14 protein-coding genes are annotated in these 16845 nt (G+C 48.4%); 11 read left to right on the top strand and 3 right to left on the bottom strand.

Annotation, left to right across the window (positions count from 1 at the left end; all coding sequences use genetic code 11):
• On the bottom strand, nt 1-1476 hold the full coding sequence (locus AF331_RS20065; RefSeq protein WP_053429761.1) for a J domain-containing protein: 1476 nt from the start codon (nt 1474-1476) through the stop codon (nt 1-3).
• A complete protein-coding gene (locus AF331_RS20060; RefSeq protein ID WP_053429760.1) occupies nt 1473-3176 on the bottom strand; it encodes a molecular chaperone HscC in 1704 nt (567 codons plus the stop codon). The genes AF331_RS20065 and AF331_RS20060 overlap by 4 nt, the downstream gene beginning before the upstream one ends.
• A gap of 429 nt (nt 3177-3605) precedes the next feature.
• Between AF331_RS20060 and AF331_RS20055 the strand changes: the two genes are divergently transcribed.
• The 10 genes from AF331_RS20055 (at nt 3606) to AF331_RS20015 (ending at nt 16147) form a co-directional block, all read left to right on the top strand.
• Complete coding sequence (locus AF331_RS20055; protein WP_053429759.1) at nt 3606-5348, top strand: hypothetical protein; 1743 nt, start codon at nt 3606-3608, stop codon at nt 5346-5348.
• An 11-nt stretch (nt 5349-5359) separates the two neighbouring features.
• Nucleotides 5360-6040 carry an ABC transporter ATP-binding protein gene (locus tag AF331_RS20050; RefSeq protein WP_053429758.1) on the top strand — a complete coding sequence of 227 codons (681 nt, stop codon included), beginning with the start codon at nt 5360-5362 and terminating at the stop codon, nt 6038-6040.
• The gene (locus AF331_RS22645) at nt 6033-6209 is read left to right on the top strand and encodes a hypothetical protein (protein WP_160316602.1); all 177 of its coding nucleotides are present in this window, start codon (nt 6033-6035) and stop codon (nt 6207-6209) included. Before AF331_RS20050 ends, AF331_RS22645 begins: the two co-directional genes overlap by 8 nt.
• Before the next feature lie 367 nt (nt 6210-6576).
• Nucleotides 6577-7926, top strand: a complete 1350-nt coding sequence (locus AF331_RS20045) for an aspartate aminotransferase family protein (protein WP_053429757.1) — start codon at nt 6577-6579, stop codon at nt 7924-7926.
• Between the two features lie 4 nt (nt 7927-7930).
• Nucleotides 7931-9433: a pyridoxal phosphate-dependent decarboxylase family protein gene (locus AF331_RS20040; protein WP_053429756.1), complete on the top strand. Its 1503-nt coding sequence runs from the start codon at nt 7931-7933 to the stop codon at nt 9431-9433.
• Nucleotides 9434-9461: 28 nt separating this feature from the next.
• Entirely contained in the window at nt 9462-11198 is a 1737-nt protein-coding gene (locus AF331_RS20035; protein ID WP_412177733.1) for an IucA/IucC family protein, read from the top strand.
• A gap of 16 nt (nt 11199-11214) precedes the next feature.
• The gene (locus AF331_RS20030; RefSeq protein ID WP_053429929.1) at nt 11215-11739 is read left to right on the top strand and encodes a GNAT family N-acetyltransferase; all 525 of its coding nucleotides are present in this window, start codon (nt 11215-11217) and stop codon (nt 11737-11739) included.
• Nucleotides 11739-13121: a lysine N(6)-hydroxylase/L-ornithine N(5)-oxygenase family protein gene (locus AF331_RS20025; protein ID WP_082347071.1), complete on the top strand. Its 1383-nt coding sequence runs from the start codon at nt 11739-11741 to the stop codon at nt 13119-13121. Before AF331_RS20030 ends, AF331_RS20025 begins: the two co-directional genes overlap by 1 nt.
• Nucleotides 13118-14908, top strand: coding sequence for an IucA/IucC family protein (locus tag AF331_RS20020; protein ID WP_152915745.1), 1791 nt, complete (start codon nt 13118-13120; stop codon nt 14906-14908). The genes AF331_RS20025 and AF331_RS20020 overlap by 4 nt, the downstream gene beginning before the upstream one ends.
• 30 nt (nt 14909-14938) lie before the next feature.
• Entirely contained in the window at nt 14939-16147 is a 1209-nt protein-coding gene (locus AF331_RS20015) for an aspartate kinase (protein WP_160316601.1), read from the top strand.
• 46 nt (nt 16148-16193) lie between these two features.
• Here AF331_RS20015 and AF331_RS20010 read toward each other — a convergent pair whose 3' ends face one another.
• The gene (locus AF331_RS20010) at nt 16194-16454 is read right to left on the bottom strand and encodes a hypothetical protein (protein WP_053429751.1); all 261 of its coding nucleotides are present in this window, start codon (nt 16452-16454) and stop codon (nt 16194-16196) included.
• 152 nt (nt 16455-16606) lie between these two features.
• Between AF331_RS20010 and AF331_RS22065 the strand changes: the two genes are divergently transcribed.
• Nucleotides 16607-16762 (top strand): DUF1540 domain-containing protein, encoded by a 156-nt coding sequence (locus tag AF331_RS22065; RefSeq protein ID WP_079514148.1) that lies wholly within the window; start codon nt 16607-16609, stop codon nt 16760-16762.
• The last annotated feature ends 83 nt before the right edge of the window (nt 16763-16845 follow it).

Genomic DNA, 16845 nt, shown 5'->3' with positions numbered 1-16845 from the left:
CTAACCCACCAATGACCGTCTGACTCGATTCCACCGCTTTACAATCTTTCTGAGAGAAAGGAGAAGGATCGCAGTCCAGATAATGGTCCAGATAATGGTGGATGTAGGCTGTCTGTATTCAGAGCCCATGCTGAAGATCGTCACCAAAGTAAATCCAACGCGATTCATATGAATCTCTTCAGCTAAATTTCCGAGCTGATGCCAGCTTACAAATAAGAAGATACAAGAAAAGATCATACCCCATCTGAATTGGCTCCATAAGAACACTGCGAATTTCTTACCCGGGGAAAGCAAATATAATTCCGCTTCGATATCTTTGGTCGTAGAGTCGAATTTTCCGGGATCGTTCCTCATGATCCGGTGGATGTTCGCCAGGTACACAAGGACTTCAGAATCTCCAATAGGATCGATGTGCTTGACCTGTTTAAATACCCTGCGGGCTTCCACAAGCTTTTTCTGCTTGAATAAGACCTTTCCGTAAAGGTTCAGGAAGTCCGTGTTTTCAGGTTCCAGCTCTATCAGATAAGCAAGGACGGCGGCGGATTCCTCATAGGCGCCATCTTCGTAGAGGGCACGCGCCGAGGACAGCTGGGCATCCAGGTCATCGGGATCGAGCTTCGTTACTTCCACGAGGTGAGGAAGAGCGTGCTTCACCCGTCCTTGGTGGAGATGAAGCTGCCCGAGGAGCTTATGGACATCGGGATGACGGTCAAAGAGTGAAAGCGCCGTTTTCGCGTATGCTTCAGATGCTTCGAAGTCTCCTTTGAACCATTCATCGTAAGCAGACTCAAGGGCATGGAAGAATGACTCGTGATCCATGTCCACACCGATGGTCCAGTCATAGCGCAGAGCCGGAAAGTAGCCGATGCGCCGCTCATAGAAGCGGTAGAAATGTTCGGCGTCCTCCTCATCAAGTGAATGGTTTCCTTCCTTCAGCATCTGCTGCCAGCCGAACTGGTTTTCAAGGAGGATCCAGATCCTCTTCGGAAGGAGACAATGATGCCAGATGAATAGGAGCATTTCTTCGCTCACCCGCTGTTGAAGCTCCATATTCCATAGTACATCTTGATCAAGGAGATCCATCCAGCGCCCCTCATTGAGCCTTGCTTCAAAGTCGCCGTACAGGACCTCGGCCTGATCAAGGAGCAAAGCAACGTCACTCAAAGGCTCATGAAGGGAGCCGATGTGATCGGGGAAGAGACTGGTGGCAGGGACATACTCCTCGTCTTCTGTGATTGTTTCTTCCGGGATGTCCACTTCCATTTCTGCATCGTCCGCTGTCGAGAAGGCTGCTTCCTTTTCCGCTCGTTTTTGCTGTTTCAACATCTTGGTGATGCTGTCATAGGCTTCCCTCAGGTTCTGATACCCTTCAGGATCGTCTTCGGGGTGATGATTCTTTAACTGCCTGGAGTAGGCTTTCTTTATGACGGAGAGGTCATCCGTCGGTTCGATGCCGAGTATTTCCCACTGTGTCATAGATTATTCCAGCTTTCGAATTGGTCTAGTGCTTCTTTGAATTCAGCAGATGCGCGCTTGATGAGTTGATCATCCTGGGTTCCAAGGGCCATTTCGAACTGTTCGATGGCTCTTGCGATCACACCCCGTTTGTCCCCGAGTGCCTCCTCATAGAGGCGTTCTCCACGGGCGACCAGGAGTCTGTTCTCCGTCCGCTCACGGGGGTGGATCTTGATGGTGGCGAGCTGCTCCATCCGTTCCTGCATTTCCTTGTCGGTCAGGCCGCTATCGCTCTGTTCGATGATCATATTCTTCTTCTCCCCGGTACTGAGGATGGTTACCTCCACCTCGAGGAGGCCGTTCACATCATACGTATAGCGCACGTCCACTTCTTCCTTTCCGGCAGGACCGGGTGGGATATCGACTTTCAGGGAGCCGAGCTTCAAGTTGTTCTCCACCATGCGGCTTTCCCCTTGATAGACTTCAAGGGTGATCGTCTTTTGTTGATCCGCGATCGGGGCCAACCGTTCCACACGGCTGACCGGAATCGGGGTGTTCCGCTCGATGATGGGGAAGAAGTGACCGTCGGTGTACTGATCGTAGCCCACCTGTTTGGAAATCGCCGTTCCGAGGGAAAACGGACATACATCTGTCAGGATCAGCTCCTGGACGGCTTCGTTCCGCTCTTTCAGGGCTACTTGCACGGCCGTACCGAGAGCGACAGCTTCATCGGGATGGATGGTCAGGAACGGGAGCTTGCCAAACATCTTGCTCACGGTCGATTTGATGATCGGCATCCTGGTGGCTCCACCGATGAGGATGATGGCGTCAATCTCATCCACCATGAGGTCCGCATCGCGAAGCGCCCGTTCGATCGGTTTTCTGAGCTTCAGCATGAGTGGCTGGCAAAGCTTCTCGAATCGCTTCCGATCGACTTCCATTTCCCGCACCCGTCCGTTCGCCTTGAGGGTCATGGTACATGACTGACCATTCCCTGATAGTGCTTTCTTGCATTCCTCCGCCTGTTTAAAGAGGAGGGAGAGCTTCTGGGAATCGAGTTCTTCCACCTTGAGACCTTCCGATTGCAGGAAGGCATTCATGAGGATGGAAGTGAAGTCCTCTCCGCCGAGGAAGTTATCGCCGGCCACCGACTTCACTTCCATGACCCCTTCGAACAGCTCGAGGATCGAAACGTCAAAGGTCCCTCCCCCAAGGTCGAAGACGAGGAATTTCGTATCTTCCTCCTCCTGATGGAACCCGTAGGCGATGGCAGCGGCCGTCGGTTCACTGATCAGGCGTTCCACCTGCATTCCGGCCATTTCTGCCGCCTGTTTGGTTGCTTTTCTTTGTTTATCATTAAAATAAGCCGGTACGCTGATGACGGCTTTGGAAACATCTTCACCAAGATGACTCTCCGCGTCCCGCTTCAACGATTGAAGGACGAAAGAAGACAATTCTACAGGGGAAAGGGTGTACGATCCGAGCTTGTAAGCCTTTTGCGTACCCATATGGCGTTTGAATGCGGCCACGGTCAATTGTGGGTGGGTAATCAGTCTTTCCTTCGCCACTTGACCAACAAGAATTTCTCCTGATTCATCCACACTGATGATGGAAGGGGTCAGATGGCTCCCCAGTACATTTGGAATAAGTGCCGGACCGTCCTCGGTCCAGTAGGATACCAGACTATTGGACGTGCCCAAGTCAATGCCGATCGTCGTCATAGTTCTCTCTCCTTTTTCAGTCAGATCAGTGCAGGTCACTGATCATTTTTTGATCGTCGGGATTGGCATACCCCTTAAATGGAAAAGATGGGACATGTATACCACTAAATAGTTTACTAGAATAACAATTGTTATGGATGAATCATATGACCTTTGTTCGATTAGGACAAAAGAATTATTTTACAATTAATAACAGGGATTTATACCCTTAATGACCCAGGTGTAAACCATTGTTTTGGGAATTTTCAAAGAAATAAGACTGGTTCCTGTTTCGCGATGAAGTGAATGTAAAACAATAAAAAGAGAAAGGGATATAGAACAACCAATTGACTTTATTTCCTTAATTGGATATAGTTGGGTTACTACTTGGTAATGCAAAGTAGCGATGCGTGTCCAACTACCTTGCATTACAACATACGGAGGTCCGCAATGGTATACCACTGGATAAAATGGAGATGGAAAGTCAGGATGAAGGATCAGTATCGGAGCCGATTTCTCACACCCTATCTGAGTTGGAAATGGCTATTGGCATGGGGAATCATGAAGGCAGTACTACTCTATGCTGCAAGTTATGTGACATTGGGGCAAGTGATCATTAATGGGAAGTTCGAGATTGGTTCAAATGTGTTTTATGCGGTGATGGATCATCTTATAAAAGCGATGAGGGAAGATCCTCATCTCATCTGGTCAGTCCTTTTCTTCATTATCTTCCTGAATGCAATCGTGTCCGGCATGTCGACTGCCAAAAAGCAAAAGCAGTCTCTTGACGGTGAATGGCTACAGGTGAATTTGAAGCTCACTTCATCCCGGGCCAGGACAATGGTCGAGTCAGAGTTGCTACTCTGGGAATCCAAGAAATTTTTAATGGTCTACATACCGATCATGGCTGCCGTTCAGAGTTATTTTCCAGCCCCAGTGATCACCATGGTGCTTGCATGGTTCTTCTACTTATTAATCGGATGTCTTTCTGCATCTTACTACGGACTGTCACTCAATCGTCAAGCCACTAAACCATCATTCTTCATAAGGATGACGTGTCAGCTTGCTATGCGGATTGCCTTTTTGGTCTTATCCGTACAGTTTGCCAGGAAGCTTGTCCCGTGGGTGGAGCAATTCCCCCTTATATCAAAGACCGTCGAGAAAGAGACGTTCTTCGGGTGGCTGGATACGGGTAGTGCCTCCATCGTTTCGATGACTTCGTCGATTTCGATGGTATTCAACTGGCGTTTTTGGCCACATAACCTGCTGGCCGAGCTGGCAACGGGAAATGGAGGGCTTACCTTGCTCACTGGGTTGTTGGTGGCAGGAATGCTTCTCTATCTTCCCGCCCGGAAACATTCAGATACAAAAAGAAGCTGGTATCCGTTCACTTTTTATGAAAAATGGATATCATTCCTCCTGATATGGTCGGGAGGAAAAGGGCATCTGCATTTCATGACCCGGAACGATCTTCGTTCGACTTTTTTCCTTTCAAGGTTTCCCATTATCATGGGTCCGTTTTCCTTTTGGATCTATATGGGCCTCATATGGGGGTTTCTTGACGGCATCGATCACGGGAGCAAGATGTTCCATATGGTCCTCTCTTTTTATACTTTTTATTTCGTGTATTTTTATACCCAAGCCAGCTTTTCAGCGCTAAATGGCATCCATGCCGTGGATGGTGTAGGGAAGAGAGTCCAATCCCATCTGCATCCCGATCAAGGGATTTGGCCCCTCTTGCGCTTAAGGCTTCGTCTCTTCCTTGTGATGACGGTCCCGTTACTGGTTGTCGGTGATGTCATCATGATTACGCTGGTCAAACCCGGAGTCACAGAGTCTATCATTCTCTTTCTCTCACATTTATGCGCTTGTATGCTATTCAGCTTGATCATGTACCTGCCTTCTGTTCTGACTCCTCACTTTCACTATCCTTCCCTCGAAGAGCTTGAGGATTATCCGGATCAGGAGAAGATCCGGAATATGGCTAACGGAGCAGTTGTCGGTGTCATGATCCCAATGGTGTTCATGCTTCCATGCGCCTTTTACCTTACGGATAGTTTTTCTTACAGGTCGTATCTCTGGGTGATCGGACCGGGGCTCCTTATGGTTATGGTTCTGTTTATCTTCGGCTTGTTGTTCGCTATGTATAGACGCCTTTCACGCATGACCCACCTTGATCATTTGAACCTTTAGGAGGAATGGAAATGAACGAACGTATCCAGCTCAGGCATATTACAAAATCCATAGGCGAAAAGGCCATCATACGTGATGTCGGCTTCTCGGTCACCAGGGGAGAGATCGTTGCTTTCCTAGGTCAGAATGGAGCCGGGAAAACGACGACACTTAAAGTTGCCGCAGGGCTATACAAAGCAGATCAAGGAGAAATCGACATCGATGGTACATCCGTATTCATACCGGATGATCCGCTTCTTTATGAAGAGCTGACGGTCCGGGAATATATACAGATGATGAAGGAGCTCCACCGGGTGAACGCACTCCCGGATCACACGGCTTTCCGGTTGGAGGAAGAGCTGGAGAAGAAAATAAAAGAGCTGTCCCTCGGTAATAAGAAGAAGGTGGCCCTTTACGCTGCCCTTATCCCGCAGCCGAATGTACTGCTCCTTGATGAGTTCATCTCCGGTATCGATCCTTTGAACATGAGGCTGGTCAAGGATCTTCTGAGGGCGTATGCCGCCGAGGGCAATGCCATCTTGTTATCCACGCATCAACTCAGTGTCGCCCAGGAATTCTGTGACTCCTGCGTCCTTATTCAAGATGGAAGGATTCTCGGTGAAAAGGTACCGCTTAAAACCATTTCTGAGACCCATTCTAGCTTGGAAGATTACTTTATCCATATGATGCAGGAGGAGCATGTCCATGAATAAGAAACGGTTGATTCTATCAAGCTTTTTGTTCACTGTATTTGCTGGCGTGCCATTCGTTTTTTCCCTCGTCCAAGGGAACGTGAGGGATGCTATCATCGTGGCCATCATTCTTCTGGCTGTTCTGGCAGTCACCATGTTGGATTATCCTAATAACAGAAAATCTCCTTAAAGGGTTTAGATTACATGAAATCGAATTGGGTCAGCCCCTTCAAATCCGATCTCTGCACAGTCAGAGGTCGGATTTTTTGTTCAGCTGATTACTCTACGAACTAGTACAATCTACCTTTCTTTTACATTCGAGAATCTCCCTCATCCTTTTAAAATGAAATCATCCAAGGTATAGAAATATCTATTAAGGTACTGATAATGCTGGTTTTTATTCCGTTTGTTGTTCATAGGGTCATAGATGGGAGGAAAGATTCAGATGATTCAATACGTTGAGAACCGTTATCAATTACTTATTGACAATGAGAATCATTATCAACTAATATGACGTTGTAAGCAGTTACTCAGCCATTATTGAAAGGGAGATGACTATGACGATCCAACAATTGTTGTCCAATCAAGCGTTACTCAATCAGCAGGAGAGAAGAGAATCCAATGCCCGTTCCTATCCGCGCAGGATCCCCCTCGCCATCAAGGAGGCAGAGGGTGTCCATGTGACAGACATGGAAGGGAAAATGTATATTGACTGTTTGGCAGGAGCTGGAACGTTAGCGCTCGGACATAATCATCCCGTCATCATTGAAGCTATGGAGCGAGTGATACGCGATAAGCGGCCTTTACATACATTAGACCTGACCACTCCGGTCAAAGAAGAATTTATCACTGAGCTATTCTCATTCCTTCCAGAAGGATTCAGGGAGAGAGCGAAGATTCAATTTTGCGGTCCTACAGGTGGAGATGCCATCGAAGCGGCAATGAAGCTTGTCAAAACGGCAACGGGAAGGCAAAGCATCCTGACTTTCCAAGGCGGATATCACGGTGCGACGCACGGAACGATGGCGATTTCAGGGAATCTCAGTCCGAAGAAAGGGGTTCATGGACTCATGCCGGATACCCACTTCCTTCCGTATCCATACACCTACCGTTGCCCATTCGGAGTAGGTGGTGAGGCGACCCATGAAATCAGTGCACGGTACATCGAAAACCTTCTTGATGATCCGGAAAGCGGTATCCTTCCACCCGCTGCCATGATCCTTGAGACCGTACAGGGAGAAGGGGGTTCCATACCTGCCCCGATCAAATGGTTAAGGGAAATGAGGAGGATCACCAGGGAAAGGGGCATCCCCCTCATCATTGATGAAGTACAGACCGGCATCGGCCGTACAGGAAAAGTATTCTCATTCGAGCATGCTGGGATCGTTCCAGATGTGATCGTCCTCTCAAAAGCAATCGGTGGAAGCTTGCCCCTATCCGTGGTTGTGTATGACAAAGACTTGGACGTATGGGGACCTGGAGCCCATATCGGCACGTTCAGGGGCAATCAGATGGCCATGGCGACGGGTATAGCAACCCTCCGCTACTTAAAGGAGAATCAGCTTGAGAAACATGCAGCACTACTCGGTGAATCCCTTTTGACCACACTCTCAGAGCTTCAGAAAGACGTTCCCGAGATCGGTGAGGTGAGGGGAAGGGGGCTGATGGTCGGGGTTGAGATCATTGATCCGAATCGCCCTGCCTCATCTTCCGGCAGTCATCCCGCCAATGCTGAGCTTGCAAGCCGTATCCAGCGCGAATGTTTCGATCGCGGCTTGATCCTTGAAGTTGGAGGAAGGCACGGAGCGGTCGTCCGGTTCCTTCCACCCTTGATCATCACACAAGAGCAGCTACAAGAAGTAATAAGCATTTTCCGCGATGCCGTATTGGCATCCGTTGAGAGGTAGAGAAATGAATAGACCGAATTTCGATTCTTACTTCCTTCATCAAGGGGAAAAAGGGTTGCACGCATATAAAGCTGGAATGACGCTTCTTACAGAGGGGATCACAGCGCTATATAAAAAGATTGACCGTCCGTTTCGAGGAGGAACACCTGACGCTCTTCAAAAACAGGTTGAAGGTGTCTTGTCGTTCACCCAGGATGGTCAGGCATTCGAAGATGTTTTGAGCGAAATCGAGGGTCCGGTCGTTCAGAGCAGTCTTCATGTCTCTCATGAAAGGAGCATGGCCCACCTCCACTGTCCTCCACTCTTACCGGGAATCATGGCAGAGAATATCATTGCTGTTTTGAATCAATCCATGGATTCGTGGGATCAAAGCCCTTCTGCGACCTACCTGGAAGAAGGCATGGTGGATTGGTTGAAGAGATTGATAGGATACCCTGAGAGTTCTGATGGAGTGTTCACCAGCGGAGGGACCCAATCTAATTACATGGGGCTGCTGTTGGCGAGGGATTCCTATTGCTTCAAGATGTGGAAGCATGATGTGAAGGAAGACGGGCTGCCTGAAGGGGCACATCGGCTCCGGATCCTGTGTTCGGAGGAAGCCCATTTCACTGTGAAAAAATCAGCTTCACAGCTCGGTCTTGGGGAAAAAGCAGTGGTCACTGTGCCCAGTGATCGAGAACGGCGGATGAGCATGCCCGATCTAAAGCGAATTCTTAATGAGTTGAAGGGAGAGGGACTACTCCCCTTCGCCCTTGTGGCCACATGTGGAACAACGGACTTCGGTAGCATCGATGCCCTTCAAGCTTCTGCAACGATTGCAAAAGAGCATGGACTATGGCTTCATGCCGATGCGGCATTCGGAGGAGCGCTTCTGTTAAGTGATAAGCATCGCACCAAGTTGGACGGGCTGTATTACGCTGACTCCATCACCATTGATTTTCACAAGCTATGGTATCAGCCCATCAGCTGTGGTGCGTTCATGGTAAAGGCCCGTGAGTCATTTCGGTTCATCGCCCATCACGCCGCCTATCTTAATCCGATGGAAGATGAGCATGAAGGAATTGAAAATCTGGTGAATAAATCCGTACAGACGACGCGGCGATTTGATGCATTGAAGATTTATTTGTCCTTGAAGGTAATTGGGCTGAGGCGGTTTGGCGAGATGATTGATCATACGTTGGAACTTGCCGGCTACACAGCAGAACTGATAAGGACCATGGATCATTTCGAACTGAAAACACAACATCCCGAAATCAATACGGTGGTGTTCCGGATACGTCCCCTTTCTTTGAAGGAAGAAGAGGTGAATGGTCTGAACAGGTCAATCCAGCAACAGCTATACCAAGACGGTGGTGGCGTAATAGCAAAAACATCGGTTGAAGGGGTAACCTGCTTGAAACTGACGCTATTGAATCCGAGAACGTCCAAAGACGATATCCACCAACTGTTGTCAGATATCGAACGGAAGGCACGACAATTCACGAATGGAGGTAAAGCCCTTGTATGATTCGAAACGTATAGCCGAAAATGCCACAATGCAAAGTTTCCTTAATTGTTATTTAAGGGAGACAGGGAATTACGAATGTACCGATGCGTTCGACTCCTTTTCCCAACACGTTTTCATCTCGAAACTCTCCATCCAGAAAATCGACCTGGTATTGCCTCTTGAGTACTGGTCATTGACGGATCGACATCTCTTCTCCTTTCCGATCTACTACAGGGTTCAAGGAGAAGGCGATCTACAGCCCCTGGATTATGTCACTCTAGTTACTTTGATTGTAAAAGAATTCCTCCTTGACCAGCAATGCAAAGAGGCAGAGGATGAATTGATCTATCGCGTCATCCTCAGCTGCAGGAGCATCCGTAACTACGTGGAGGGACGACTTGAAGATGGTGAATCCCTCTCCCGTTCTGATGTGGACTTCATAGAGGCGGAACAATCCTTATTATTCGGTCACCTACTTCACCCAACGCCCAAGAGTAAGCAGGGGTTGACAGAGGAAGAAGACAGATTGTACTCACCTGAAAGGAAGGGAGAGTTCCAACTCCATTACTTTGCAGCCGATGAAGATCTGGTTGTCCATGATTCAAGCCGCCCTGAAACGGCGGTTTCCATCATCATCAATGAGCTGAAGGACGGCGGTGTGGATGAAGAATGGATCGATCACCTTGTCAAAGAAAAAGGAAAGGTACTGATTCCTGTTCATCCCCTACAAACAAAGGAGCTGTTGTCTAGGCCCGAGGTACAGGAACGGATCATGGGGGGGAATCTGGAATACATCGGTCCACTTGGGCGTGTCTATACAGCTACCTCTTCCTTCAGGAGCGTGTACGCCAAGCAGTCGCCCTATATGTTCAAGTTCTCGGTACCTGTGAAGATCACCAATTCTTTACGGATCAATCAGGCAAAGGAGTTGGCCAGGGGGGTGGAGGTGTCAAAGCTCCTTCAGACAGACCTCGGAAAAGCACTGAAAAGGCACTTTCCAGACTTCAACATCATCGAGGATCCCGCCTACATCAATCTTGAATCCAGTGAAGACATTTCCGGTTTTGAAGTCGTGATCAGAGATAATCCCTTCATGGAGGCAAGGGGGAGTACCAGCTTGATTGCCGGTCTATGCCATGATCATCCTTACGGAGGGAAGCCACGTATCCACTCCATCATTGAGGAGATCGCCGTCAGGGAGGGAAGGACAGTGGAAGAAGTGAGCGCGGATTGGTTTTCTCGCTATTTGTCTATCTCGATGGAACCGATGATGTGGTTGTTCGCTCATTATGGAATCGCCTTGGAAGCACACCAGCAAAATTCCCTTGTCACCCTGCATGAAGGATATCCGCATCGTTTCCACTATCGTGATAATCAGGGTTATTACTACAGCCGTTCGAAAGCAGGGAAGCTTGCTATTCTTCACCCCGGAATCAGTGCCATCAGCGATACGACCTGCGACGATCATGTGGCGGAAGAAAGATTCAGATATTACTTCTTCTTCAATCACCTCTTTGGTCTCATCAATGGTTTCGGGGTAAGCGGGTTGATTGAAGAAGAGAACTTGATCAGGATTCTGAGAACAGCCTTGAAAAAACACGAAGGAAGCATGTCGGGGGTCTTGGTGGAAAGTCTCCTCTATCAGCCGGTCCTGCCTTGTAAGGCCAATCTCCTTACCCGGTTCTATGACATGGACGAACTAATCGGTCCGATGGAATCTCAGTCGGTCTATACCATGGTGCGCAATCCCATTGCCCATGAAGTGGAGGTCCGGCATGGTGTATGACGTATATGAACCGAAACTGCACAAAACTATATCGTTCAGAAAAGCAGGACTTGATGATATCGGTTTGGTCCATACGTGGATGAATGAAGATCACGTCCATCCTTTCTGGCATCTGAACCTCCCTTTCCCTGAGTTTCGGACGCATTTTGAGAAGGCTCTGTCCGATGGGCACCAGTCCCTATATCTTGGTATGATCGACGGTATTCCCATGAGCTACTGGGAGGCCTATTGGGTCGAAGGTGACGTATTGCAAGGAACGTATCCGAACCACCCTTATGACCAGGGGGTCCACCTCTTGATCGGGGACAAGCGTTTCTTGGGGAAAGGACTTGCACTTCCCTTGCTAAAGGAGATGGTCCGCTTCCTTTTTGAAGAATCAAAGACGGTAAAAGTGATGGCAGAGCCGGATATCCGGAATGAGAAGATGATCCACGTGTTCAAAACATGTGGGTTCATCCCTCTTAAGCCGGTGCAACTACCTGCCAAAACCGGACTGCTCATGTCATGTGATCGCAGAGAGTTTGAAAGGAGATGGTCTTGATGAGGGGGATTTTGGATGTAGTCGGAATCGGAATTGGTCCATTCAATCTCGGACTTGCGGCCCTTTTGGATGGAAAAGAAGAGGTGGAAGCTGTTTTTCTTGAACGAAAGGGGTCATTTGATTGGCATCCTGGGATGTTGATTGACGGGACGACCCTCCAGGTTCCTTTTCTTGCTGACCTTGTCAGTATGGTCGATGTAACCAACCGGCACAGTTTCCTTAACTACCTACAAGAACATGGGCGTCTCTATCATTATTACTTTCTTGAAAAGTTCCATATCCCCCGTAAAGAATATAATCACTATTGCCGCTGGGTAGCAGAACGATTACCTTCCTGTCGATTCTCCATGGAAGTGGAAGGGGTCATCCCGGTTGATCTACCTGACGGGGAGAAGGGGTACAAAGTGTCTGCGTGGGACCACGGGTCCGGACAAGAGAAACATTTTATGACTCGCCATGTGGTCATGGGGATTGGATCCGTTCCGTCTATACCAGATCCTTGCAAGGAAATGCTTAATGACCGGATCTTCCACTCATCTGAATATGTCTTTTCCAAATGCCGCTTGAAGGGGAAACGTTCCGTGACGGTAATCGGATCCGGGCAGAGTGCAGCCGAGGTTTTTCTTGATGCGGTCCGGATCCAAGAAGAGGAAGGATTCTCGCTGAATTGGTTTACAAGGTCGGACGGATTCTTTCCGATGGAGTATTCCAAGCTCGGACTGGAGCATTTCTCACCGGACTTTACGAATTTCTTTTATCACCTGCCCCAGGAGAGAAAGGACGAACTCTTGAAAGGTCAGGGCTTACTATACAAAGGAATCAGTGCAGGGACAATCGCTGATATTTATGATCTGCTCTATGAACGATCTATTGGAGGGGTAAGGCCCCCCATCCATCTTCAAGCGATGACAGAAATCACGGGAATAGGGCAGGCCGGTAGTCGGTACGTTCTGGAAGGCTTTCATCATGTGAAAAAGGAGGCATTCTCCATGGAGAGCGATGTCATCATCCTTGGTACAGGTTACAAACAGGCGGAACCATCCTTCCTATCTGCAATGGATCAGGGCATATGGCGAGATAGCCATGGGAGATTCGGAATTACGGAAGACTATCGGTTACGCTCCGCTTCGGGTGAGGCTACCGACATTTTCGTACAAAACGGTGAGTTGCATACCCATGGTGTGGGGGCGCCGGACCTTGGCCTTGGAGCCCACCGGAATGCCATCATCATTAATCAGATCGTCGGTCGGGAGGTTTATCCGATCCGTCAGAAAAATGTGTTCCAGTCGTTCGGCATAGGGGATCCATCAGGACAGGAAGATGGCTCTCAGAAAACGATCAACTCATTTGAAAGGAAGGATCAGAAATGGACAATCATATGAAATCACCATCCGCTTTAACAAGGGGAAATTGGGAACGGGTCAATCGGAAGCTGGTTGCCAAGATGCTTTCAGAATATATGTATGAGGATATGATCCACCCTGACATTAAGACGGACGGCTCCTTGATTCAGTGTGAGCTGAAAGTTTCTGAAACGAAAACCTACCGTTATCAAGCGGAGAAACGATTGTTTGATAGCTATGATGTTAAAGAGGAGACAATCGAAGTCTTAGAATCAGGAGAGGTGAGAGGAGCCACGTACGCAGTCGGGCTGCTCATCGATCTTCAAGGGCTCATCCCCATGTCACCTGAAACCGTCGGCCATCTGATCAAGGAGCTGAATGCAACCCTTATTGCCGATGCCCACATCCTTGAACGTCAGGAGGTATCGTCGGATGAACTCATTCATGAGGATTACGCCCTCCTGGAAGGCTTCATGACAGGGCACCCTTGGATCACGTATAACAAAGGCAGGATCGGCTTTGGGTACGATGATTATGTGAAATATGCACCCGAACAGAAGAAGGAGATCCGATTATCCTGGATTGCCGTTAAGAAGGAGATGGCGTCATTCCAAGCTGTCCAAGGGGTGAGCTACGATAAGCTGATTTCTGACGAGCTATCCAAGGAAGAACGGGAACGGTTTGATGAAAAAGTGAAAGCAGCCGGAGGGCAGCCAGACGACTACTACTATATGCCTGTACACGAGTGGCAGTGGAAGGAAGTGCTGGTCCAGCAATTCCCGCAAGCACTTGCCTTCAAAGAAATCATCCCACTTGGCAAAGGGGCTGACGATTATCTCCCGCAGCAGTCGGTGAGGACATTCGTAAACGTGACCAATAGGGACAAACACCATGTCAAATTACCGATGAGCATATTAAATACCCTTGTGTACAGGGGCTTACCGTCTGAACGGACCTTGGTCGCTCCCCAAGTGACGGAATGGATCAAAGGGATCGCTGATCAGGATCCTTTCCTCAGGGATGAGTGCAGGGTCATCCTTCCTGGTGAAAATGCCAGTATGAACGTCGATCATCCCGATTATGTACATGTCGAAAAAGTTCCGTATCACTATCTCGAAATGCTTGGGACCATTTGGAGGGAGAGCATCTATACATACTTGGATGAAGGCGAACAAGCCATCACGTTGGCAGCTCTTCACTACGAAGACCGGAATGGAAAACCTTACGTGAAAAGTTTGATCGAGGATTCTGGTTTAAGTACGGAGAAATGGTTGAAGACATTTTACCGGGTCGTCATGGACCCCCTTCTGCATTACTTGTATCAATATGGTACGGTCTTTTCTCCTCATGGACAGAATACGATCCTGGTCCTGAAGGATTCCGTCCCTTATAGACTGGCCATCAAAGATTTCGTGGATGATGTCAATATGACAGATCAGCCGTTCCCTGAACTGGATGGATTAACGGAGGAACTTAAGCGTGTATTGAGGAGCGAGCCGCCAGAAGGATTGACACAATTCATCTTCACGGGATTATTCATTTGTCATCTGCGCTACATGAGTAATATCTTCGTCAATCACAACTTGATGGAGGAAGAAACCTTCTGGGCCTTTCTTGCAGAAGCCATCACTCATTATCAACGCCGATTCCCTTCGTTGAAGGAGCGTTTCGAGCTGTTTGACTTCTTTAAGCCGGAGTTGACAAAGCTTTGTCTGAACCGCAACCGAATGGTTGACTATGGATATGCTTCAGGAGATGATCGGCCGCATGCTTCTGAATTTGGATATGTAAAGAATGCCCTGGCATTATTCACTGAGCGGGTGTAATCAGATGCAATGGAAAGAAGGGTGAAGAGTGTGATTGTACAGAAATACGGAGGCACATCCGTAGAAGCGGTATCAAATATTAAAGGGATTGCTCGGAAGGTGGCGCTTGAAAAAGCCGGTGGACTTGACCTGGTCATCGTCGTTTCGGCTATGGGAGATACAACCGATGAACTGATGAAGCTTGCTGACCATATCACCACTAGGCATCATAAGCGGGACCTGGATATGCTTCTTTCGACGGGAGAACAGGTGACGGTTGCTCTACTGTGTATGGCCCTCCGGGAAGAAGGGGTGACTGCCACCGGCTTGACCGGCTGGCAGGCGGGGATTTCCACGACGACCGATCACGGAGGGGCATCGATCCTGTCGATTGACCCCGAGAGGATACAGAGGGAGTTGAAGATGGGGAATGTCGTAGTCGTTGCAGGATTTCAGGGGATAACGGGAAAGGGTGATATCTCCACGCTTGGGAGAGGTGGCTCCGACACGACTGCTGCAGCGCTTGCCACCAGGCTCGGTGCTGAAAGGTGTGAGATCTATACAGATGTCGAGGGGGTTTATACCTCAGATCCCCGCTATGTAAAGAAAGCCGTCAGGATCAGCTCCTTGACGTATGAAGAGATGATACTTATGGCACGGAGGGGCGCAGGGGTCCTCCATCCGAAAGCGATTGAACATGCAATGACCCATAACGTCCCTCTGGTGGTCCGATCCAGTATGAGCAGGGTGGGAGGTACATGGATTCATGGGGCCCCTGGGAGAGAAGTCAGTCATCCGGTTTATGGGATTGTATTTGATAAGGGTAGATTCTGTTATACCCTCTCAGGGGTTCCAAATAGGATGGAAATGAAGGTGATCATCTCATCACATTTGAATTCATTGGACATCGAGTACGATACCTTGATGGAAGATCGTGAAGATACGCTTTCCTTTTTGGTAGCGGAGGCGGATCAAGAGCTTGCAGATCCAATCTTTGACAGCGTGGGGGCCATCGTCAGACGGGAGAGAAAAGCGACGGTGACGGTGGTTGTAAGGGATGAAAACACCTATCATGTCACTCTGGATACGGTGAGGAAGATACTCCAAGAGAAAGGGCAAGCTTTCCATATCATAGAAGACTGTACTAATCACGTGACGGCCGTGGTGGAAGAGTCTCATGCTATTGCCCTGACGTCTCTTCTTCATTCTGCATTCGGGTTGGATGAAGTTCAAACATCTGAGGCGGCCGGTGTTTTTTGAAAGAAAAGCTGGTCAGCGGGATCGTGTCATCCTGCTGACCAGCTTTTTATCTTGATACTGGTATCGATTTCAAACAAGACAGCTTTTGCTCATTATGAAAGACTTCATAATGTGCAGACGCCACCTTTCCTTCAATGTAATCCAGGGACAAATTACCAGAAGGGTCTGCAAGACTTCCGATTGCCCTTGATAAGAGATCGACGACTACCTTTAAGTTTGTTCCTTCCTTCAGTGCATGCTCATCGTTCATTCGATCCATGATTTCTAAAGCTAAGTTTTGGACGTGATATAAACGTCTGTCGTTCATATAAACCCCCTCCATCATCATTGATGAACTTAATATATGGGAGAACCCCGAGGGATATGACTTCTTAACATCGCTTGTAGATTGCTATGGATCAAGGTATGAACAACAAAGAAAATGAGAACGCTAATGGGTAGCTGAGGAGGTGAATAACCATGGCACAAGATGTACTATGCGAAGTCAGTAACTGCCGCTACAACAAAGAAGGTAAACGCTGCTCGGCTGATCAGATCTTTGTGGTGAGTCACAGAGGAAATGAAGCCCATGACAGCAAGGAAACCGACTGTAAGACGTTCGAACCTGGTATGTAATGACAGAAAGCAAGGCAACCAAGGGGTTGTCTTGTTTTTTTAGTATTGATAATAATTCTCAATCTTATTCGTCTTCAAAAAAT

Source organism: Rossellomorea marisflavi, assembly GCF_001274775.1.
GTDB classification, from domain to species: Bacteria; Bacillota; Bacilli; order Bacillales; family Bacillaceae_B; genus Rossellomorea; species Rossellomorea marisflavi.
The sequence above is the reverse complement of the archived record's forward strand: the minus strand, read 5'-3'. Positions and strand labels throughout refer to the sequence as shown.